The following is an 18,783-nucleotide window of genomic DNA, read 5'->3' as shown; positions in this document are numbered from 1 at the left end:
CCATCCCCACCTCCTCTGTCTGCAGGAGCCTCCCTTCCCATGGCCGTTGCAGGAGGGGCTTTAATTCAGCCCAGCCGGTCTCTGGACGCTGAACTCCGACGACAGCTCGAAAAAGCGCTCGCCGGATGTGCCGACGAGGCCCGATCGCAGGTGATGCTTCAGCACTTCCAGGCCCGAGGTCCCACTCAGCAGGAGTGCGACGAGGAGACAGGACGGGACAACCAAGGGCGGCCCATCACCCGCGCCATGCAGTTGGGACGGGAGCAACACCAAGTGGCCTTGGAGTGCGCGGCCAAGGCGCTGAGCCACTTGAATCCCGGGGGATTCAGCATCCAGCCACGCTACCGCCATGACCCTCGCGCACGAACAACGGAACATCTGCCGGACGGACGGGTGAAGGAACTCCTGAAGCAGGGCCGGGGCTGGGAGCTGCGAGGAACATTGGAGCCTGACATCGTCATTCATGAGGCCGATGCACGCCGCGTTCAGTCCGTCTATGACTACAAGTTCCCCTGCGTGAGCACGGACAAACGTTCCCGGTGGCGGGAGTATCCAGAGGGACACCCCTACGAAGGCCGCCATCAAGGGAGCATGTACAAACAAGCCCTGGGGGTAGAACCCGCGATGGTTCAGCCCCGGATCGGAGTGTTCCGATGACCGGTTCCTCTTCACGTTTCCGTCTTCAGACGGAGAACGGATACGTCCGTGTCCAGGAGGGCCTGCGCATGACGTTCTACATGCGGCCCCCTCACCAAGAACGCGTGAAGGGGGTGCTGAATGCCCTGGAGGCCTACCGGCACGCCGTGGGCGAGCAAGCACTCGGCCTGTTCGCGAACGAGGAGGGTGATTGGATGCCCCTCGATGCCGCAGGGTGGACCCACGTCCAGCGGAAGCTTCTTGAAAGACGCAGCCCGCTCCTCGCCTTGCAAGAGGCCTCCGGGACGGAGTGCCGCTATGCCTTCTTCTACTTCGGCAAGGATGCGACGTATGCCGACCGGATGAATGAGCCCCATGCGATGTGCGAGGCCACGTTCTGGCTGCCCATCGGGTTCCTGGAAGAACAAGGGCCAGAGCGTCTTCGCGGACTGGCGCTGGAACTCGCCGCGATGCTGCTTTGGGAGTCGGGGTACTGCGGGCTCTCCTTCAACGGGGAGCTCGACTTGTCGAACGACCTGCACACACTGACTCAGTACGGCATGCGCCATCCCGGCATCGACATTCCCAGTCCCGATGGGCACTCCTGGGACATCGGAACACGCCTGGGAGGGCCTTACTGGATGAACTTTCTGGGTCCATCCGTCGTGGCGGACCTAGGAGGCGCGTCTGGCTTACGGCAGCGGCTCCAAGACGCTTCCACCACGATCCAATCTTGGGAAGGAGGCAAGGCCCTTGTGACCTTGGGTGCACAGCCCGAGGCGGGAGATACAACGCGAGGCGACTCACTTCCTGCTTACCGGGAACTCGCCCGGGTGCTGGAACCCTGGCGGTATCAACGTCACTCAGAAGAGCCGGAATTCTGCTACTGGGAACGCCGCTTTCTCGACGAACAAACCTGATGGTTTCGTGTCCGTGAAGAGAGGCCATGCGCTACCCGTTTGGCTGGCACGCATAAGGCATGTCCGGCCTGCGCTGTCTGCAACGATAACCGTCACCGCAGGGGTCAGTGTCCTGGGGATTGCAAGAGGGCTTGCATTGCCAGCCATCGCAAATCTTCCCCTCTTGACAGGGGGCAAATCCCTCACCGCATCGCTCAACGCACTCCATCCATACCTTTCCTGGAAGCGTGGGCTCGATGCGCACTTCGCACTTGCGGCCTTCAGGGCAGGGCGATTGCTGGCATTGAGTCCCATACACTTGCGCGCACACCGAAGTTCCTTCACCGAACCGAATGCAATCCTGGCCCGCAGGACATCCTTGCATCTCGCAGCTGGGCAAGCACACCGGTTGGGGACGGGTGTCCGCGCAAAAGAAGCCGGTGGGGCAATCCGCCGGAGCATCCTTGTGGCACGGACGCGCGCACCAACCGTCACGGCCACCACACACCAGTCCGCGCGTGCACGCGGCCTCCTTTTCCCGGGGCAGTTCCAGGCAACTCTCGCCTTCTTGGCGAACACCGAGGGGGACGCAGAAGCGCACCAGCGGCCCATCGCCCGCCGTGGCAAGGCTTTGGCAGACCTGGTCTTCCGGGCACTCCGAGTCCGTGATGCACCGGCTGTCTGTGCAGTACTGCCGGTAGGCACGGACTTCGAGAAGACAGCCGAGTGGGGGTTCGCATTCTGAATGGGTCCCACAGGACTGGCCGTAGGTCGTCAACCGCATGCGCTCTTGGGAGCTGAGCACCGGGCTGACGGGCCTGCTTCCGGGGGCTGCTGGGTGGGGCACCTCGGGACGTAGCAGGAGGCCCAGCAGCAGGATCAAGGGGATCGGCAAAAGGACGCCCATGAGGACGCCACAGAAAATGCGCCAGCTTATTGACCGCACTTTTCGAGGCACTCGGGCGTCTGTTGCCTACCGCCCCCACAGAAGGTCTTGTAATCCTTCTCTGAACAGTACTTGCGGACAATCTCCAAAGAGTCCCGGCGGACAGCCTTGGACACACGGCCCTCCTTACCAAATTCTGAAGGACAGCCTGTCAGCACCATGAGAGCCAGTGCGCCGGTTCCCGCGCGGAGCCATCGCATGAGTCCATCTCCCTGAAGATTCGGCTGACGCTAGCAAGTCGCGCCTTCGAACGTCCACAGAGGGCTTCACCGCGCCCAGAAATTGCTTCGAGCCGCGCAGGCTGCTGTCGCGTAGGCTGGTCCGGTGCCATTGCATCCTCAGGCTTGGGAACTGTCCTGCCTTCCGCCGGGCACGGAGATTGGCTCCTGGCGGCTCCTGGAACTGAGGGGGCAGGGCGCCTATGGCACCGTCTACCGCGCCGAGCGGGGAGGAGAGGAGGGCTGCGGCTCCTTCGCGTTGAAGCTGGCCCGCCACCCCGCGGATCCCCGCTTCGAGCGGGAGGCGGAGCTACTCTCGCGCCTGTGTCACCCGAACATCCCGGCCCTGCGAGACCGGGGACTGTGGGCCCATTCCGCCGGGCGCATTCCCTTCCTCGTCATGGACTGGGTGGAAGGCGTTCCGCTGTACGCATGGGGAGCCGGGCGTGCACTCACCTCACGGCAGGTGATGCAGGTGCTGGCACAAGCTGCTCGTGCCCTGGCTGCGACCCACGAGGCGGACGGCGTCCACAGGGACGTTTCGGGAGCCAACATCCTCGTCCGTCCCGAAGACGCCCACGCCGTGCTGATCGACTTCGGCGCGGGAAGCTTTCGCGGTGCGGCGCCGCTCACGGAGGAAGTGATGCCTCCGGGAACCCCTCCGTATCGCAGTCCCGAGGCCCTCCAGTTCCGGTGGCGTTTCTGGCGTGAACGCGGCGCCCACTACGCGCCAGGGCCTGCGGACGACGTGTATGCGCTCGGAGTCACCGCCTACCGGCTCGTCACGGGCATCTATCCTCCCGCCGACGTGCTCCTGGAGGGTTCGGAAGCGAAGCCCCGTGTCCGGGTTCCGGCCGAGAACCTGGTGACGCTCTGTCCGCTCTTGGCGAAGCTCCTCCGGCAGATGCTCTCGAAGAAGCCCTCGGCGCGAGGCAGCGCCTCGCAGGTGGCACGAGCGCTCGAACATGCGGCGGCGTCTGCTGGACCGGGGGCGGATCAGCCCATCACCCGCCACCCCTCCGCCACCGGTGTCTCTCGCCGCCCGGGCCTCTGGCTGGCAGCAGCGGCGGGGCTCGTCACCTCTCTGCTCCTTCCCGGCGCATGGACCGTGTGGCGCCATCCTGTCTGGCTCGCGGAAGACCCCATGGAGACCACGGGGCTCGCACAGGACGCGCTGCCGGTCAGCGGTTCCGTCCAAGCCCCTGCGTCCGGCCCGGAGCGCATCGGCCTCGACGTTCCGAAGAAACCCCTGCCCGGCCAGGCACGGCCGCCCTGCCGGAAGCGTGAGATCGAAATCAACGGCGGGTGCTGGATCCTGCCCCGCGAGGCGACACCACCGTGCGGAGACCTAAACTACGAGTGGCGGGGTGTTTGTTATTACCCTGTTCTCGCCCCAGTCCCCTCTGGGAACTCCGAACAGCCCTGACACCGTCCCTCAGTAGAAGATGCCGTCTACCTTTTCGATGACGGCCTTGAGTTCTTCCGGTGTGGTCTCCAGCTCTCCAGCCAAGGTGGGCGCGTGATAGGTCAATGCCCGGACCGAAGCCGGATGGACCTGGAGCCCCTCCATGAGGACCTCCGCCACGCGGCCTGGCCATTTCACGCCGCGCAGCGCAGGAGCCCGGAGGAGGGGATCCAGAAGGGTGAAACAAGGCCATCGGGGCAACCGCAAGGATGCCGGGTCACACCCCATGAAGCGGCAGCCATGCAGCCGGGCCTCGGAGAAGTCACAGTCCTCGATGGAGCCCTGCTGATACTCCGGCTCACTCCCGTACGCAGGCCAATGCCCAAAATCGCACCCTGACAGGCTCCCCTTGAACCGGCACCCTGCCAGGGTGGCGCGGAGCCATGCCTGATGGTTCTTCAGTTCCTGTTTCACTTCGAAGGTGCATCCGATGAACTGGGCTCCGAGGATGTGCAAGCGCCGGGCGGACACCTTCAGGACAACGGTGCACTTCCGCAGGGTCAGGCGGGGGCCAAGGAAATAGAGCGAGTTTTTGTCCGTCACCAGGAACTGCTCGTTTTCGATCTCCTTGTTCTCGATGATGACGTTCTCAAGCCACTCCATGGCCGTACTCCTCAGAAGCTGATCATCCGGAAAAGTTCCGTCGCCATCCGCCTTCCATGCCGCGCCAGGTTCGACTCTGTCCCGGAGAGAATCTCGTACTGGTAGCCCGTCTTCGGGTCAACGGCGTCCGCGCCCCGGGAACTCCACCGGAGGGTCCTCCGGAACTGCTCTTGCACCTTGCCGTGGACAAAACGCCCTCGCGCCTCACGCTCGAGCAGCCGCGCCAGCCAGTATTGACCCTTCTTCAGCGCCTGCTGAATGGCACTGCTCTCGTTGGCCGAGAGCCGCTCTGGGCCCCATTGCCGCGCTGCTTGGGTGGCTGCTTCCTGAAGTTGGTCTCCCACCGGGTCTCTGGCAGGGATGTCCGCGGCCGACTTGCCGCGCGGCAAATGCCAGCGCTGGCCGTTGGCAAGTTCCACCTGCCGGTTGCCGCCCCGGTGAATCACGACGGTGGTAGGGCCCTTTCCCCCAGGAGCCGGTCCACCGCCCCTGTTCTGCTTGAGCATCACCGCCGCCAAGGGGCCCTGGGGCGACACTGCCACCGTTGCCACGGTCTCCACCGCTGCGGCAAGTGCTCCCTCCGGGACCACCGCTCCTCCCAGCACCGCGGCCCCGCCCTGTGCCTCCCATTGAGCCCCCGCCATGCGATAGCCAGGGAGCGAGCGCACCTTGGCCGCAGCCTCCCCCAAGGTGCGCCCTGTCAGCGTGCCTACCGCCAGGATCAACACCCGCGCCGCGTCCACGCCCAGCACCTTCCCGTACGCCTCGCCCGCCACGCGTAACTCCTCGAAGGTGGCCGCCTCGTGCGCCGCATGGGCCATGCGGCTCCACCCGTCCATCAGCCTCCACACGGTGTCCAGTCCCAGCCATCCCACCAGAATGACCGTGAGCGTTGCCGCGGCTGCTTTCGTGGTGGGCTCTGGCACCATCCACATCATGCAGTAGAGGGCCACGGCCCAAACGGCCATGGAGACCAGGGCCCGCACATCCAGCACCTCGCGCGCCAAGGCATCGCGCATCTCATCGAGCACGGAACCGAAAGCCAGCGCCAGCGCCAGCGTCCTGCGGTCATCCGAGTGCAGGTAAGGCCCGTCCTCCAGCAATCCCAGGCAATCTCCTCCTCCCTGGTTCCCGCACCATTTCAGGTATCTGGCTCGCAAGGCTTCATCCGCCTCAGGCGTGAGTGGAGCGAGTCCTGTCTGGCTCAAAGGCACGAAGGTGTAGGCTTGCTTCCGGTAACTCTCCAGCAGCCATAGGCCTGTCATCCCAACCGTTTCAACGTCTGGCGGCGGCTGACCCGGCACCTTGAGCAATTCGCTGGCGGCTTCCCGTGGATTGCCTGTCAGCCTCATGCCACGTGAGAGCCGCTGAACGGCACGTTTGAATTCGTCCTTGGGGATGGGTACCGGCCGGACTGCGATGGAGCGCGGCTCCATGAAATCCAGAGCGTAAGTGACTTCTCCTTGCTTCCCCGGTGCGGCAGGGGATGCAGGGGAGCGGTAAGCCCCCACCTGCGCTCCGTTGCGAGAAACGGCCGGAGCGCAGGCACCCGGCAGGAAGAGCACGAGGAGGATTCCAGCCCATCCAGAGCGCCACCTTGCACCGGTTGGACACGGAACCCCTGGGCCGATGGACACGTCGCACCTCCCCAACGGCGAACGTAACTCGATTCATGTCCGTCAAGTGACGGTTCCGGGAGTTCCCTCCGGGAAGCGTGCCTGAGTCCGTCCTGGAGCACACACTTGTCTGATTTGTGGCGCTTCCAACACGCTGCCAAGACCGAGGGCCGTTTGTGGCGAGTGGCCGGATCGAGTCATCTCCCGCCCGTGAACGCCAGGCCGATCTTGGCGGCTCACCGGGGGAGTAAGCCATGAAGACGAGGCTGGGTATCGCGTGTCTGTTGATGGTGGGCGGGGTCCTTGCCATGGGCTGTGGCAATTACGGGCCCCAGCAAATGGAAGAGGCTTCCTTCTCCAGCACCGCCGAGGGAGAGGAACCTTCTGCCTCCATCCCGCCGGAGGATCCCGCTCAGCAATCCATGGAGGAAGAATCCAGTCCGGACGAGGTGGAGGGACTCATGGCGTGTTGCCACGTCAAATGCGCGGACGGGAAATGGTACGGACCTTTCCCTAACGTCAAGTTCGATAACTGCAAAACGTATGGCAAATACTACTGCCCCGCTCACAAACACGGAAATTACGCGAGCCACGCCTGGAGGGGCTGTTAGCCCATGGAATCCATCATGAACAATGCATTCAAGGGTTTCGGTCTGATGTTGCTGGGAACGCTTCTGATGGCCGGCTGCGGCGGCATGGAGCCAGCGCCCCTGGACATGCCTCAGGATGTGTCCGAGGCCTCGGAGGAGCCGCAACAGTCCCTGGAGGAGCCTGAGCCGGTGACGGCTGAAGCCGCATGCTGCTACGCCCAGTGCTCCAACCAGAAGTGGTATGGCCCGTTCAAGACCATCACGTATGGCAATTGCCGGAACTATGGCAAGTACTGGTGTGCCAACCGTGGCCTGAGCTTCGTAACCGCCAAATGGGATGATTGCTAGCGTCAAGTCCCCTTGAGAGGCTACGGCGCGGCGTCAAGGACAGACGCCCGCGCCTTCCCACGCGGCGACACCGTGCCATCCTCGTCGATGCGCGCCCCTGAGTCCGGGAAGTCCTCCGCGGTCAGCTTGCGCACCAGCTTCAACACAGCGCCCTTCGGGTCCGGCACGGCCAGGCCCTCGCCCACCTGGCGCGTGGGGAGGATCTTCCCCGAGAGGAAGCGCCCCTCCCGGTCCAGTTCCACCTCCAGCACCATGCCCAGCCCCTGCGGGCCCTGGAGGTTGAAGCGCCCGTAGGTGGCGAAGTTCCCCATCGAGTACGCGATGAGCCGGCCCTTGTAGAACTCCATTCCCCGCGCCACGTGCGGCCCGTGGCCCAGCACCAGGTGCGCCCCCGCGTCCACCATCGCCCGGGTGAAGGTGCGCAGGTCGCCCCGGTCCTCGCCCATGAACTTCTCCTTCCCGTGTGGCACGTGCAGCGCCTTGCCGCCCTCCGCCCCTCCGTGGAACGAGATGATGACCAGGTCATGCGCCGCCGCCACCGACTGCACCAGCGCCGTGGCTGTGGGCAAGTTGTTGAGATGATTGCCCGTGGGCGAGGAGTGGAACGCCACCAGCCCGATGCGCAAACCGTTGCGGTCCACCGTGGCCACCGTCCCTGGCGGCCCGCTCCAGGCGATGCCCAGCGCGTCCAGCGTGGACTCCGTCTGCCGGCGGCACTCCTCGCCGAAATCCCCCGCGTGGTTGTTCGCCGTGGAGGCCACGTCCACCCCGGCCTCGCGGAGCACCTGCCCGTACTCCGTGGGCGAGCGGAACGCGTAGCAATTGCGGTCCGAGCGGCACTTGTTCGTCTTGCCCCCGTCGCACAGCGGGCCCTCCAGGTTCACGAACGTCAGGTCCGCGTCCTCCAGGAGCCCCTTCACCGCGCTGATGACGCTCGCGGGGCCCTCGGGGGGCAGGTAGCCCTCGGGCACCGTGGTGCCCAGCATCACGTCCCCCACGGCGCGCAGGCGCAGCCGGGCATCCGCGGGGGGCGGGGGCCGCGGGGTGGTGTCCGGCGGCCTCGACAGCCGCTCCTGGAGCGCCACCTGGGCCCGGGCCTGGGCGAGCACGTCCTGCAAGTCGGGCTGGTCCGGCTTGAGCTTGCCCACCTCCGTCCACTCCGCGAGCGCCTCGTTCCACCGGTTCGCCAGAGAGTAGGCCCAGCCCAGCTCCCAGCGGCACTCCACGCTCGTGGGCCGCAGCGCCACGCACTGGGACAGCTCGTCGATGGCCGCCGCCGCATCGCGCGCCTTCAAGGCCTCGACGCCCCGGGCGAAGTGCTCATCCGCCGAGCGGCCGTGCTCCTGCATCAGGCTCGCACGCGCCTCGGCGGCGAGCTCCACGGCCAGCTGGTGCATCACGGCGGCGCCCCGGCGGCTGGCATCGCGCACCGCCTCCTGCGTGGCAGGGGAGGGCGGGGAGGCGAGAGGCGGGGGCGAGGCGGGCGTCTGGGACAGCGCCAGCAGCAACAGGACAGAGGGGACCATGGCCGGCGCATCTTACGGACGGCGGTCCCCTCCGGAGAGAAACATGGGGGCCACGGGACAGGATTGCCCGTCTGCCCGGCAGGCAAGCCCGCGGCCGGGGGGCCCTAGCGTCCCGAGGCCGCCGAGGCGGCGAACTCTTCCGACATCATCGCCCCGCCCTGAGGGAGCTTCCAGCGGCTGACGCCTGCACGGCTGCCCTTCGTCCGGGCCAGTTGCCGAAAGCCGAAGCCCAGCAGCGAGAGCGCCCCCATCACCCAGAAGCGCGAGAGCCCCGCTCCGCGCTTCTTCCGGCTCAGGATGGCGGGAATGGCAATGAGTCCCGCGCGCTTGAGCCAGGACTTCCTGCCGTACACATCCAACACGGTCGATAGGGCCATGAGGGCCAAGATGCGAGCGGCCCCGGTGGACGGGAAGGGGAACCCCCGACGATGGCCGGGATGCTCCCCTGGCCGCTTCACGGCCGGAGGAAGGATGTGATGCGCTCGCGCAGGCTCCGGGCATCCAGGCCGTGCGCGGCCTCGTGCTCCTCCATCTTCCCGTAGCGGCGCAGCTCGGTGCGGCCCACCCCCAGGGACAGCAGCCGGTGGGGTACGTGTGTCAGCGCCCGCGTGACTTCATGCGCCGAGGTGCCCTCCAGGTAGGGCTCCACCAGGATGACGCTGGGCTCGCGCAGCGTGGCGCGCAGCGTCTCGGCATCGAAGGGGCGGATGGTCGCGGCGTACAGGAGGGTGAGGTCCTCCTCCGCCACCGCGTTCAAGACATTGGTGAGCAGCGGCCCTACCACGAGCACGGTGCCCCGGGTGCCCTGGCGCAGCACCTCGAACTTCCCGGGCACGATGGGGCGGGGGGCCGCGTTCATCCGGAGCGACAACCGCAGGTACACCCGGTCCCGGCCCGGGAGGGCGTGGCGCAGCAGCGTCTCCACCTCGTTGGGGTGGCCAGGCACGTGCACGGTCCAGCCGGGCAGCGCATCCAGCAGGGCGACATCCCCCGGCGCCTGGTGGGTGCGGCCGCCGGCGGGCCAGTCATAGGAGCCGCCAATGCTCACGAGCACCGCGCCCACGTCCTGGTGGCACAGGCCGAGCTTGATCTGCTCGTAGGGCCGCTCGATGAGAAAGGGCGTGTAGGAATGGACGATGGGCCGCAGCCCCTCGAGCGCGAGGCCCGCGGCGACGCTGATCATCAACTGCTCGCGGATGCCCACGTTGATGACGCGGCGAGGGTGCTGGCGCCGGGCGGGCTCGAAGACATCGCCGGAGATGTCCGCCAGGACGACGGCGAGGCGCGGATCCGTGCCGAGCAGGGCCTGGGTGGTGGCGACGAAGCGTTCACGCATGGTTTCCATGGATCACCTTTTCGGTTCGACGGTGGCGACGACGGCCTGGGGGCGGCCGTCGCGGGGAAGGGTCAAGGCGCGGGCGAGGGCGTCATGGTCCCTGCCGCTCACCGTCTGCGCATGCCAGCCCTCGGCGCTGAAGCGGGCGGCGATGCCCCCGGGCCACCCATGGGAGGCCGACTGGTTGTCGATGACGATGGCGGTGAGCGAGTCCAGGCCCAGGCGTCCCGCGACGGCGATCGCCTCGTGGTTGCTGCCCTCGTCCAGCTCCGCGTCTCCCAGCAGCACGGCCACCCGGGGCCGGAAGCGCTCCTGGATGCGCAGGCCGAGCGCCATGCCCACGGCGATGGGCAGCCCGTGGCCCAGCGAGCCACTGCCCACCTCCACGCCGGGCACCAGCACCCGGTCCGGGTGGTGTCCGAGCAGCGCGTCATAGGCGCCAAAGCGTTTCAGCTCCGCGAGGGGCACGAAGCCCTTGGCGGCCAGCACGGCGTAATACGCCATGGGCCCGTGTCCCTTGGAGAGGACGAAGCGGTCCCGCTCGGGGTCCTCCAAGGAGGTGGGGGAGACCCGGAGCACCTGGTCGTAGAGCACCCAGAGCACATCCAGGGTGGAGGTGGCACTGGGGGCATGTTTCTCGTCACCGGTCATCAGCGACAACAACCGGCCAAGCTCCCCGTAGGGCAGAGACGGTGTTGAAAGTGTCATGCCCCTCAACATGCAAGTTGAAGTGAACTTCAAGTCAACCCATATTCGAGGCATGACGACACTTCCCGCGATGCTCACGGTGGGCGAGCTGGCGGCCCGGAGCGGCATGACCGCCTCGGCGATCCGGTTCTACGAGAGCGAAGGCCTGCTCCACGCGGAGCGGACAGGGGGCAACCAGCGCCGCTTCCCCCGCAGCGAGCTGCGGCGGGTGGCCTTCATCCGGGCAGCGCAGCAGCTCGGGCTGACATTGGAGGAAATCCGGGAAGCGCTGGCCTCACTGCCTGGCTCACGCACGCCGAACCAGGCCGACTGGGAGCAGCTCTCCCGGGCCTGGCGCCACCGGTTGGACGAGCGCATCGCGCAGCTCGAGCGGCTGCGGGACAAGCTCAGCTCCTGCATCGGCTGCGGGTGCCTGTCCCTGAAGAACTGCCACCTCTACAACCCGGGAGACGCCGCGGCGCTCGGCGGCCCGGGGGCCCGCTACCTGATGGGGGAGGCGTCCAAGCCGCCCCCCAAGTAGGGGACCTGGGTTTCAATACCAGTCGCGCACGCGCACTTCGACGCCCACGTCCGTGCCCACCAGCCGGGTGAACTCGGCCAGGTCGCTCTCCCGGAAGTGATAGGGATAAACCACCTTGGGCTTGAACTCGCGCACCGCGTCCGCCGCCTGCTGCACCGTCATGGTGTACGGCAGATTCATCGGGATGAACGCCACGTCGATATTCCTCAGCGCCCGCATCTCGGGGATGTCCTCCGTGTCGCCCGCGATGTAGACGCGCGTTGCCCCGAACGTCAGCAGGTATCCATTGCCCCGGCCCTTCGCGTGGAACTGAAGGCGCTCGGGCGTGAGGTTGTACATGGGAATGGCCTCGGTGGAGACGTCCGCCACCTTCAGCGTTCCGCCATTCGCCAGCACCTGCACCTTCGCCTGGAGTTCAGCGGGCAGGGCATCCTTCACCGCCTGGGGCGCCACGATGACCGTCCCCTCCTGCACCAGGGCCGTCAGCGTGTTCGCGCTCAGGTGATCGCCGTGAATGTCGGTCACGAAGACGGCATCCGGCCGCGGAAGGCCCTCATACAGCGAGGCCTCACCCACGGGATCGACGTAGAGCGTCTTGCTCGCCCAATACATGACGAAGCTGGCGTGGTTCACCGGGCGGAGGGTCAGATTTCCCCGCGAGGTGGAGATGACATCCCCGGAGAAGGGGGCCTGTTCCTCTTTGTCGTCGGAGCACGCGAACAGCCCCACCGTGAGCGCCGCCGCGGCGGCCATGAGCATCCGTGTCTGTCTCATCTGTTCCTCTCTTCCTTTCGCCAATCCTGCCGTGACTACCGCACCGGCACGCGCGAGCGGGGGGCATCGCCGTGGGCTTCCTCCAGGGCCTCGGCCACGGCGTCCATCTCCAGGCCCAGCTGCTCCACGCTCTGGCGCAGGCTCGCGCTCGCCACGTCCGCGCCCGCCACGTCCGCCGAGCGCACCCGCAACACCTGCGTGTAGAGGTGCTCCAGCGTGTAGTACATCCGCGTGTGCTCGGCCTCCAGCCGCGAGGCCGAGGTGGCCAGCTCCGCCCGCTGCTTGCGCTGCTCGTCCACCAGCCGCAGCGCCTTCTCCAGCCGCTCCTTCACCACCGCGTCCTGCTCGGAGGCCACCCGCGCCGCCAGCCCCGCGCGCTCCTGCTCCAGCCGGCGCTCATCCTCCGGGGAGTTCAGCGCGCGCAGCTCCGTCTCGCGGCGCACCAATTCGTGGCAGCTCTTGCGCAGCCCCTCCACCGTCTGCTCGGGCTGGTGCACCACGTCCCGCAGCACCCCTGGCCCCGAGCGCAGCTCCGCCAGGAGCTTGTCGCACAGGGCGTTCACCCGCGCCGTGCGGGGATCCTCGGTCTTCGCGGGGGAGGCTTCCTGGGTGGGCACCGGGCGCGCCTCGGGGGGGACTTCCTGGGGCAGGGCCTTGGCCGCCGCGCCCTGGGCGAGCTCGCGCTCCCGGACGCGGCCCAGGGTGCTCGCCGAGCACCAGGCCAGGCCGAACGCCGCGAAGAGCAGCCCCCATTGCTCGGACGTGAAGGCCGCCCCGGCCATCACCAGCGCCGCCACCGCGAAGAACCACCCCACCACGGGGTTGGCTTCCTGGAGCTGCCGCTGGCGCTTCCGGTCCCGCTCCCGCTGGCGCCGCTGCTCCCGCCGCAGCCGCTTCAATTCCCGGCGGCGCTCCCGCTTGCTCTGCGTGTCGAAGGACCCGGCGTTCACCTTCGCCGACCACTTCTTCTCCACGTCCTTGAGCTGCTCCTGCGCCCACTTCTCCACGCCCGCCGCGTGCTTCTCCGCCCAGGCTTCCCAGCCCTGCGCCCGCTGCTGCGACCACCGCTCCCAGTTCTTGTCGCCCAGCCGCTCCCACTGCCGCATCCGCTCGTTGTGGCGCCGCTCGCCCTCGGCGAGGGCTTCCAGCATGCGGCGCAGGTGTTTCTGGAGCGGGTGTTCCGGTGGCGGAAAGGGAGGCTGGGCCATGGCGATGTCCTCGTGCAGGCGAGGCAGCGAGGCTCATCCTGCCCACGATTCCGCCATTCCACCAGCACGCCCCGTGGGGGGCCGGGCGCCCTCCAGGCTTCCGGGGCTCAGGCCACCTGTTCCACCGCGAAGCGGCGGCGGGGCGCCACCAGTTCCTCCTGCGCGGAGATGAGCTGCAACTCCCGGGAGCCCGCCGCCTGCGTCGCCGTGAAGATGCCGAAGATGGAGGCGGCCGTCTCCCCGAGCGCCGCCGCCGCCGGGCGCCCGCTCAGCCGGTGTGCGAGGAAGAGCGCCGCGACCGCATCCCCCGCGCCGTTGGGCGGCGGCTGGATGGGCAGGAGCGGCGTTGTCACCCGCCAGGCGCCCTCCGCGGTGGCCGCCAGCATCTGCACGGTGCCGGACGTGGCGCCCTCGGGTTGAAGGCTGGTCACCAGCACCACCTTCGGGCCCAGCGCGCGCAGCGCCGCCGTGGCCTCCAGCGCGTCCTCCAGCGTGCGCACCGTGCGCCCGGTCAGGTACTCCAGCTCGAACTGGTTGGGGGTGGTGATGTCCGCGGCGGGCACCGCCCGCTCCCGCATGAATTCCGGAATCCCCGGCCGCACGAAGACGCCCCGGCCCACGTCGCCGATGACGGGGTCGCAGCAGTACAGGGCCCGGGGGTTGGCCGCGCGCACCTGGGCCACCGCGTCCAGAATCACCGCCCCGGTGGCCGCATCGCCCATGTACCCGGACAGCACCGCCTGGCACTGCGCCATCACCCCGCGGTCGGCGATGCCCGCGACGACGTCCGCCACGTGGGCCGCCTCGAACACCTGGCCCCGCCACTGGCCGTAGCCCGAGTGGTTGCTGAACTGCACCGTGTTCACCAGCCACACGTCATGGCCCAGGCGCTGAAGGGGGAAGGCCGCGGACCGGTTACCGACGTACCCGTAGGCCACATGGGACTGGATGGAGAGGATCGCCACGGCCCCTCCCTAGCAAGCCGTCCGGGGCGGGTCCATCAGCGCGGCCACCTCGGGCCCGTACCCGCCGGGCCCCTCGCCGTGGACGATGAGCGGCGGGCGCACCTCCAGCCCCCGGTCCTGATCCCTCAGCGCGTGCACGAGAAAGCGCGTCGCGGGCGCCTCCACCCGCGCGTGCACGAGGCGCAGCGCCCGGGGAAACAGCCGCGCCGCCGTGAGCAGCCCCAGCACTTCCGTCAGCCGTGCCGCCGGGTACACCAGGCTCACCCCGCCCCCCGGCGCCAGGGCATGGCGTGCCGCCGCCACCACCGCCGCCGCGTCACACGCCAGCTCCTCCTTGGACAGGGCCCGCTCGGGGTCCGGGCTGCGCATGCCCGCGCCCGCGCGGCGGAACGGGGGATTGGAGACCACCAAGGCATGGCCCCCCGGGGGCAGCAGCGTCCGGGCCTCGCGCAAGTCCCCGAGCACCGGGTGGACCTGGCCCTCCAGGCCGTTGAGCCCCACGCCCCGCGCCAGCCGCGCGTGCACCGCGGGCTGCAGTTCCAGAGCATCCACCGGGCCCCGGTGGAACTGCCGGGCGAGCAGGAAGGACACCACGCCACTGCCCGCGCCCAGCTCCAGCACGCGCCCCTGGCGCGCGCCCTCCGTGGCGGCGAAGTGGGCGAGCAGCACCGCGTCCAGGTTGAAGCGGTACCCCTCGCGGCGCTGCAGCACCTGGACGCCCGAGGTGCCGATGGCATCCAGCGTCTCGTCCGGGCCGGGGGCGTCCGGCGGCAGGGGGCTCACCGGTTCGCGGCCAGGCGCTCCGCGAGATCGATGACGTGGGACTCGATGCTCACGCCATCCAGCCGGTCGATCTCCACCAGCCCCGTGGGGCTCGTCACGTTCACCTCCGTGAGGTAGTCGCCCAGCACGTCGATGCCCACCAGGTACAGCCCCCGCTCCAGGAGCACGGGCTTGAGCCGGGCGCAGATCTCCTTCTCGCGCGCGGTGAGCTGCGTCTTCACCGGCTTGCCCCCCGCGGCCATGTTCCCCCGGTGGTCATCGTCCGAGGGCACCCGGAGCACCGCGCCCAGGGGCTCGCCGTTCACCAGGATGATGCGCTTGTCGCCCAGCCGCGCCTGCGGCACGTAGGCCTGGGCCATGATGGCCTCCTGGCCTCCGCGCGTGAGCAGCTCCAGCATGGAGCGCATGTTGCGGTCCTGCTGTCCCAGGAAGACGATGCCCTTGCCCCCGAAGCCGTCGATGGGCTTGAGGATCGTCCCCCCGGGGTGCCGGGTGATGAAGTCCGCCAGCGCCTGCAGCTCCCGGGCGACGAACGTCTCGGGCATCAGGTCCGGGAAGTGCAGCGTGAAGAGCTTCTCGTTCGCCTCGCGCAGCGCCGAGGGGCTGTTGATGTAGACCGGGGACTTGCCCGCGCACAGCTCCACGAGCTGCGTGGCGTGCAGGAAGTCCACGTCCACGGGCGGATCCTTGCGCAGGAACAGCACATCCAGGCTGGAGATGGGGTGCACCGCCTCCTCCAGCACCTCGAAGTGCCGGCCCGCCTCGGCCCGCACGGCCACCGTGCGCATGCGCGCCTCGGCGCACCGGCCGCTGAAGCGCAGCCAGCCCTGCTCGAAGTAGCGCACCCGGTGCCCCCGGCGGTGCGCCTCCACCATCATCGCGAACGTGGAGTCATGGTCCACCCGCACGTGCTCCAGCGGGTCCATGAGGAAGCCAAGGGTGAGCGGTGCCATGGCGAGAGACCGTATCCAGGTGGGGGCCCTGAACCTCCAGGGCACGCAGGGGGTGAACAGGGTGCAGAAGGCCAGAGCCGGCCCCTCCCGTCCAGCGCCACCTGCGCCTCCGCCCCGTCAGCGCTCGGGAATGTCACTGAGCAACAGCGCCCTCTCGAGGGTCTCGCCCGCCGGGATGGAGACCTGGAGCTCCCGGTGCTTTCCGTCCGGGCCCACGATGCGCAGCGACTTCGTGCCCTTGGGCAGGAGCTTGTTGCGCAGCGGCGTGAAGCCCAGCGACTTCGAGCCCAGGAAAACCTCGGCCTCGGGCTTGATGATGAGCGTCAGCCGGCCCTCTTTCGTGGACTTCCGGTTGCGCGAGGACTTGCCGCCCTCCTTGGGCGGGGCCTCCGGCTCCGGCGCCTCTCCGCTCCCGGCCGCCGCCGTCCCCGCGTCGGGCACGGGCAGCACGGGGGGCTGCCCCGGCTCGGGGAACTGCCTGAGCCGCGGGTCCACATACGCGGGCACGGTGGGCTCGGGCTCCACGTCCTCATCCAGCGCGGGCACGAGCTTCCAGACGAGCAGGCCTCCGGCCACCACCAAGACGAGCAGCAGCAAGGCCCACGGCCCCCGGGTGGCATCCCTCGCGGCGGCATCCTCGGGCATCGCGGTGGCCCGGGCGCTCAGGGCCGCGGCCTGCGCCTCCAGCTCCTCGTCCGCGGGGTTCCGGGTGGGGGTGCGATCCCACTCCTCGGGCTCGGCCACGTCCGGGGAGACGATGACGGCGGGCTCCGGCCCGGAGGGCGCGGGCGCCTTGCTCATATCCGCGCTGTCCAGCAGGGCCTGCGTCGAGGCCATCTTCGCCTGGAACAGCGAGCGCATGAGCGCCGCGCGCCGCTCGAGATCGAACATCATCCGCCCGGCGGCATCCTCCAGCGCCCGCGCCATGTCCCGGCCACTCTGCCAGCGGTCACCCGCGTTGCGCTCCAGCGCCTTGAGGATGACGGCGGACACGTCCTCGGACACGTGGCTGGCGCGCTGGCGCGGGGAGGGGATGGGCGCCTCCAGGATGTTCAGCATCTCGTCGCGCTCGGTCTCGCCCGCGAACAGGCGCTGCCCGGTGACGAGCTCCCAGAGCACCACGCCCAGGCTGAACACGTCACTGCGCCCATCCAGCGGATCGCCGCGCACCTGCTCGGGGGACATGTACCCGGCGGTGCCCTTCACCGTGCCCACGTGCGTGCGCTCCAGGCTGCCGCGCGCCTTGGCGATGCCGAAGTCCAGCAGCTTCACCACCCCGTCGTACGTCACCATGATGTTCTTCTGGGCGACGTCCCGGTGGATGACGGGGCTGGGGCGGCCCGAGGGCCCGGTGAACGAATGCGCATAGTGCAGCGCCAGACACACGTCCCGGCCCACCGCCAGGCTCATGCCCAGGGGCAGGGGCTGCTTGCGGCGGAGGCAGGCGTCGGTGACCTGATCCAGATTCTGGCCGGCGACGAACTCCATGGCCAGAAAGAGGCCGTCGTCCTCCTGCCCCAGCTCGTACACCTGGGCGATGTTCGGGTGGTTGAAGGCCGCGGTGATGCGCGCCTCGTCCAGGAACATGCGCTCGAACTGCTCGTTGCTGCGCACGTCCGGGAGGATGCGCTTGAGGGCCACGTACTTGCGGAAGCCTCCCGGGCCCGAGGTGAAGCCCAGGAAGAGCTCCGCCATGCCGCCCACCGACAGCCGGGTGATGACCTCGTACTTCCCAATCTGCTCGCCCCGGTAGAGGTCCATGGACTTTCCTACAGCCCTGTCTTCCGCTGGGGCCTTGTCCCCCAGGATACCTGTGGATGGCCTGTGGAGGAGACGGGGATGCCTGTGGAAAACCCCGGGGGAACAGGGGGGGGTGTGGATGCCCGGGGGAAACCGCCAACTTGCCCACATGTAGCATTTCCGGGATTCTTCAATCCCTTCGGGCGCTTACAGACTTTTCCCCAAGTCTGAGCTGCCTACTGTCGCTACTACTTAGATCCTCTCTTCTATTACCTTCTAGAGGAAGCAGCAGGAGCGCTCAGGCGTGCTACTGCTCCAGCCGCTCCAGCAAGGGGGGCAGCTCCTGCAGCAGCTGTGCGTCGAGCTGTTCGATGACGGTGCGGATCGCGGCGGCGCTCTCCAGGGAGACGCAGTTGCGCGTCATCCGCTGCAGCACCCGAAGCCGCTGGTTGCGCATCAAGAGCCGGGCGAGCACCGCCTCCAGCTCCTGGGTGAAGTCGACCTGTAGCAGTCCGGCCCCCAGCCGCTCCCGAAGCTGCTCGATGAGCTGGGTCAGTCTTCCGGATTCTGTGTAGCCGGCGGCTCGCTGCATGAGTCGTTCGAGAGAGGGATGGAACGGAACAACGGTGAAGAACCGGTCAGGACCGGAATTTCTTCTGCCAGACGAGCTGGGTGAGCATCAGCCGCGAGCGCGCGACGTCCATCTCCACGCGCACCAGGCAGTCGGCCACCTCCAGGCGCAGCGCCGAGGTGAAGCTGCCGTTGTCGCCGGAGATGCGGCAACTGGTCTGCGCCGCCAGGCGGAACAGCTCCGCCATCACGTGCTGGCGCGTCTCCGGGGGCAACCGGTCCACGAAGGGCTGAAGGGCCCGCGGAATCAGCACGGTGAAGGCGCGCGGCCGGGGCTCGAAGCCAAGCGAATCAATGGAGTCGACACTGTCCATGGCTG

Annotated in this window: 19 protein-coding genes; 5 read left to right on the top strand and 14 right to left on the bottom strand. The window is 68.2% G+C overall.

Annotated features, from left to right (window positions below; genetic code table 11):
* Positions 1-39: 39 nt before the first annotated feature.
* From KY661_RS29595 to KY661_RS29585, 3 genes are all read left to right on the top strand, one after another.
* Positions 40-657 carry a hypothetical protein gene (locus KY661_RS29595; RefSeq protein ID WP_225413410.1) on the top strand — a complete coding sequence of 206 codons (618 nt, stop codon included), beginning with the start codon at positions 40-42 and terminating at the stop codon, positions 655-657.
* 68 nt (positions 658-725) lie between these two features.
* On the top strand, positions 726-1,556 hold the full coding sequence (locus tag KY661_RS29590) for a DUF3396 domain-containing protein (protein WP_225413409.1): 831 nt from the start codon (positions 726-728) through the stop codon (positions 1,554-1,556).
* Between the two features lie 1,249 nt (positions 1,557-2,805).
* Complete coding sequence (locus tag KY661_RS29585; RefSeq protein ID WP_398577258.1) at positions 2,806-4,125, top strand: serine/threonine-protein kinase; 1,320 nt, start codon at positions 2,806-2,808, stop codon at positions 4,123-4,125.
* Positions 4,126-4,134: 9 nt separating this feature from the next.
* On the opposite strand, the gene KY661_RS29580 is transcribed toward KY661_RS29585, so the two are convergent.
* Both KY661_RS29580 and sitA5 read right to left on the bottom strand, forming a co-directional pair.
* Entirely contained in the window at positions 4,135-4,767 is a 633-nt protein-coding gene (locus tag KY661_RS29580; RefSeq protein WP_225413408.1) for a pentapeptide repeat-containing protein, read from the bottom strand.
* A gap of 11 nt (positions 4,768-4,778) precedes the next feature.
* A complete protein-coding gene (gene sitA5, locus KY661_RS29575; RefSeq protein WP_450097582.1) occupies positions 4,779-6,404 on the bottom strand; it encodes a SitA5 family polymorphic toxin in 1,626 nt (541 codons plus the stop codon).
* Between the two features lie 593 nt (positions 6,405-6,997).
* Here sitA5 and KY661_RS29570 point away from each other — a divergent pair.
* The gene (locus tag KY661_RS29570) at positions 6,998-7,321 is read left to right on the top strand and encodes a hypothetical protein (protein WP_225413407.1); all 324 of its coding nucleotides are present in this window, start codon (positions 6,998-7,000) and stop codon (positions 7,319-7,321) included.
* Positions 7,322-7,341: 20 nt separating this feature from the next.
* Here the strand turns inward: KY661_RS29570 and KY661_RS29565 are convergent, their stop codons facing one another.
* From KY661_RS29565 to KY661_RS29550, 4 genes are all read right to left on the bottom strand, one after another.
* Positions 7,342-8,847, bottom strand: coding sequence for a CapA family protein (locus tag KY661_RS29565; RefSeq protein ID WP_225413406.1), 1,506 nt, complete (start codon positions 8,845-8,847; stop codon positions 7,342-7,344).
* Positions 8,848-8,951: 104 nt separating this feature from the next.
* Positions 8,952-9,224: a hypothetical protein gene (locus KY661_RS29560; RefSeq protein WP_225413405.1), complete on the bottom strand. Its 273-nt coding sequence runs from the start codon at positions 9,222-9,224 to the stop codon at positions 8,952-8,954.
* A gap of 77 nt (positions 9,225-9,301) precedes the next feature.
* Positions 9,302-10,192: a transketolase family protein gene (locus KY661_RS29555; RefSeq protein ID WP_225413404.1), complete on the bottom strand. Its 891-nt coding sequence runs from the start codon at positions 10,190-10,192 to the stop codon at positions 9,302-9,304.
* Positions 10,193-10,195: 3 nt separating this feature from the next.
* Complete coding sequence (locus tag KY661_RS29550; protein WP_225413403.1) at positions 10,196-10,891, bottom strand: thiamine pyrophosphate-dependent enzyme; 696 nt, start codon at positions 10,889-10,891, stop codon at positions 10,196-10,198.
* A gap of 52 nt (positions 10,892-10,943) precedes the next feature.
* Here KY661_RS29550 and soxR point away from each other — a divergent pair, with 52 nt between their 5' ends.
* Positions 10,944-11,411, top strand: a complete 468-nt coding sequence (soxR, locus tag KY661_RS29545) for a redox-sensitive transcriptional activator SoxR (protein ID WP_225413402.1) — start codon at positions 10,944-10,946, stop codon at positions 11,409-11,411.
* 12 nt (positions 11,412-11,423) lie between these two features.
* On the opposite strand, the gene KY661_RS29540 is transcribed toward soxR, so the two are convergent.
* The 8 genes from KY661_RS29540 to KY661_RS29505 all read right to left on the bottom strand — a co-directional run bounded on the left by KY661_RS29540 (position 11,424) and on the right by KY661_RS29505 (position 18,778).
* Positions 11,424-12,185, bottom strand: a complete 762-nt coding sequence (locus KY661_RS29540; protein ID WP_225413401.1) for an MBL fold metallo-hydrolase — start codon at positions 12,183-12,185, stop codon at positions 11,424-11,426.
* Between the two features lie 35 nt (positions 12,186-12,220).
* The gene (locus tag KY661_RS29535; RefSeq protein ID WP_225413400.1) at positions 12,221-13,393 is read right to left on the bottom strand and encodes a hypothetical protein; all 1,173 of its coding nucleotides are present in this window, start codon (positions 13,391-13,393) and stop codon (positions 12,221-12,223) included.
* Positions 13,394-13,500: 107 nt separating this feature from the next.
* Positions 13,501-14,358, bottom strand: coding sequence for a pyridoxal kinase PdxY (gene pdxY / locus KY661_RS29530; protein WP_225413399.1), 858 nt, complete (start codon positions 14,356-14,358; stop codon positions 13,501-13,503).
* A gap of 9 nt (positions 14,359-14,367) precedes the next feature.
* Positions 14,368-15,141, bottom strand: a complete 774-nt coding sequence (locus tag KY661_RS29525) for a tRNA1(Val) (adenine(37)-N6)-methyltransferase (RefSeq protein WP_225413398.1) — start codon at positions 15,139-15,141, stop codon at positions 14,368-14,370.
* Positions 15,138-16,094 (bottom strand): glutathione synthase, encoded by a 957-nt coding sequence (gshB, locus tag KY661_RS29520; protein ID WP_075005904.1) that lies wholly within the window; start codon positions 16,092-16,094, stop codon positions 15,138-15,140. The genes KY661_RS29525 and gshB overlap by 4 nt, the downstream gene beginning before the upstream one ends.
* Positions 16,095-16,211: 117 nt before the next feature.
* Complete coding sequence (locus KY661_RS29515) at positions 16,212-17,855, bottom strand: serine/threonine protein kinase (RefSeq protein WP_225413397.1); 1,644 nt, start codon at positions 17,853-17,855, stop codon at positions 16,212-16,214.
* Between the two features lie 286 nt (positions 17,856-18,141).
* A complete protein-coding gene (locus KY661_RS29510) occupies positions 18,142-18,426 on the bottom strand; it encodes a hypothetical protein (protein ID WP_225413396.1) in 285 nt (94 codons plus the stop codon).
* A 46-nt stretch (positions 18,427-18,472) separates the two neighbouring features.
* Positions 18,473-18,778 (bottom strand): hypothetical protein, encoded by a 306-nt coding sequence (locus tag KY661_RS29505; RefSeq protein ID WP_075005901.1) that lies wholly within the window; start codon positions 18,776-18,778, stop codon positions 18,473-18,475.
* Between the last annotated feature and the right edge of the window lie 5 nt (positions 18,779-18,783).

It is taken from the genome of Allostigmatella hybrida (genome assembly GCF_020103775.1).
GTDB lineage: Bacteria > Myxococcota > Myxococcia > Myxococcales > Myxococcaceae > Hyalangium > Hyalangium aurantiaca.
Note: the sequence above shows the minus strand (reverse complement) of the source record. Positions and strands in the feature narration are given on the sequence as shown.

Coding starts and splice junctions, on each gene's coding strand:
- gshB (WP_075005904.1), bottom strand. CDS start 16,094: ATGGCACCGCTCACCCTTGGCTTCCTCATGGACCCGCTGGAGCACGTG.
- KY661_RS29565 (WP_225413406.1), bottom strand. CDS start 8,847: ATGGTCCCCTCTGTCCTGTTGCTGCTGGCGCTGTCCCAGACGCCCGCC.
- KY661_RS29560 (WP_225413405.1), bottom strand. CDS start 9,224: ATGGCCCTATCGACCGTGTTGGATGTGTACGGCAGGAAGTCCTGGCTC.
- KY661_RS29570 (WP_225413407.1), top strand. CDS start 6,998: ATGGAATCCATCATGAACAATGCATTCAAGGGTTTCGGTCTGATGTTG.
- KY661_RS29590 (WP_225413409.1), top strand. CDS start 726: ATGACGTTCTACATGCGGCCCCCTCACCAAGAACGCGTGAAGGGGGTG.
- KY661_RS29510 (WP_225413396.1), bottom strand. CDS start 18,426: ATGCAGCGAGCCGCCGGCTACACAGAATCCGGAAGACTGACCCAGCTC.
- KY661_RS29595 (WP_225413410.1), top strand. CDS start 40: ATGGCCGTTGCAGGAGGGGCTTTAATTCAGCCCAGCCGGTCTCTGGAC.
- soxR (WP_225413402.1), top strand. CDS start 10,944: ATGACGACACTTCCCGCGATGCTCACGGTGGGCGAGCTGGCGGCCCGG.
- KY661_RS29515 (WP_225413397.1), bottom strand. CDS start 17,855: ATGGACCTCTACCGGGGCGAGCAGATTGGGAAGTACGAGGTCATCACC.
- KY661_RS29555 (WP_225413404.1), bottom strand. CDS start 10,192: ATGGAAACCATGCGTGAACGCTTCGTCGCCACCACCCAGGCCCTGCTC.
- KY661_RS29540 (WP_225413401.1), bottom strand. CDS start 12,185: ATGAGACAGACACGGATGCTCATGGCCGCCGCGGCGGCGCTCACGGTG.
- KY661_RS29535 (WP_225413400.1), bottom strand. CDS start 13,393: ATGGCCCAGCCTCCCTTTCCGCCACCGGAACACCCGCTCCAGAAACAC.
- KY661_RS29505 (WP_075005901.1), bottom strand. CDS start 18,778: ATGGACAGTGTCGACTCCATTGATTCGCTTGGCTTCGAGCCCCGGCCG.
- KY661_RS29580 (WP_225413408.1), bottom strand. CDS start 4,767: ATGGAGTGGCTTGAGAACGTCATCATCGAGAACAAGGAGATCGAAAAC.
- KY661_RS29550 (WP_225413403.1), bottom strand. CDS start 10,891: ATGACACTTTCAACACCGTCTCTGCCCTACGGGGAGCTTGGCCGGTTG.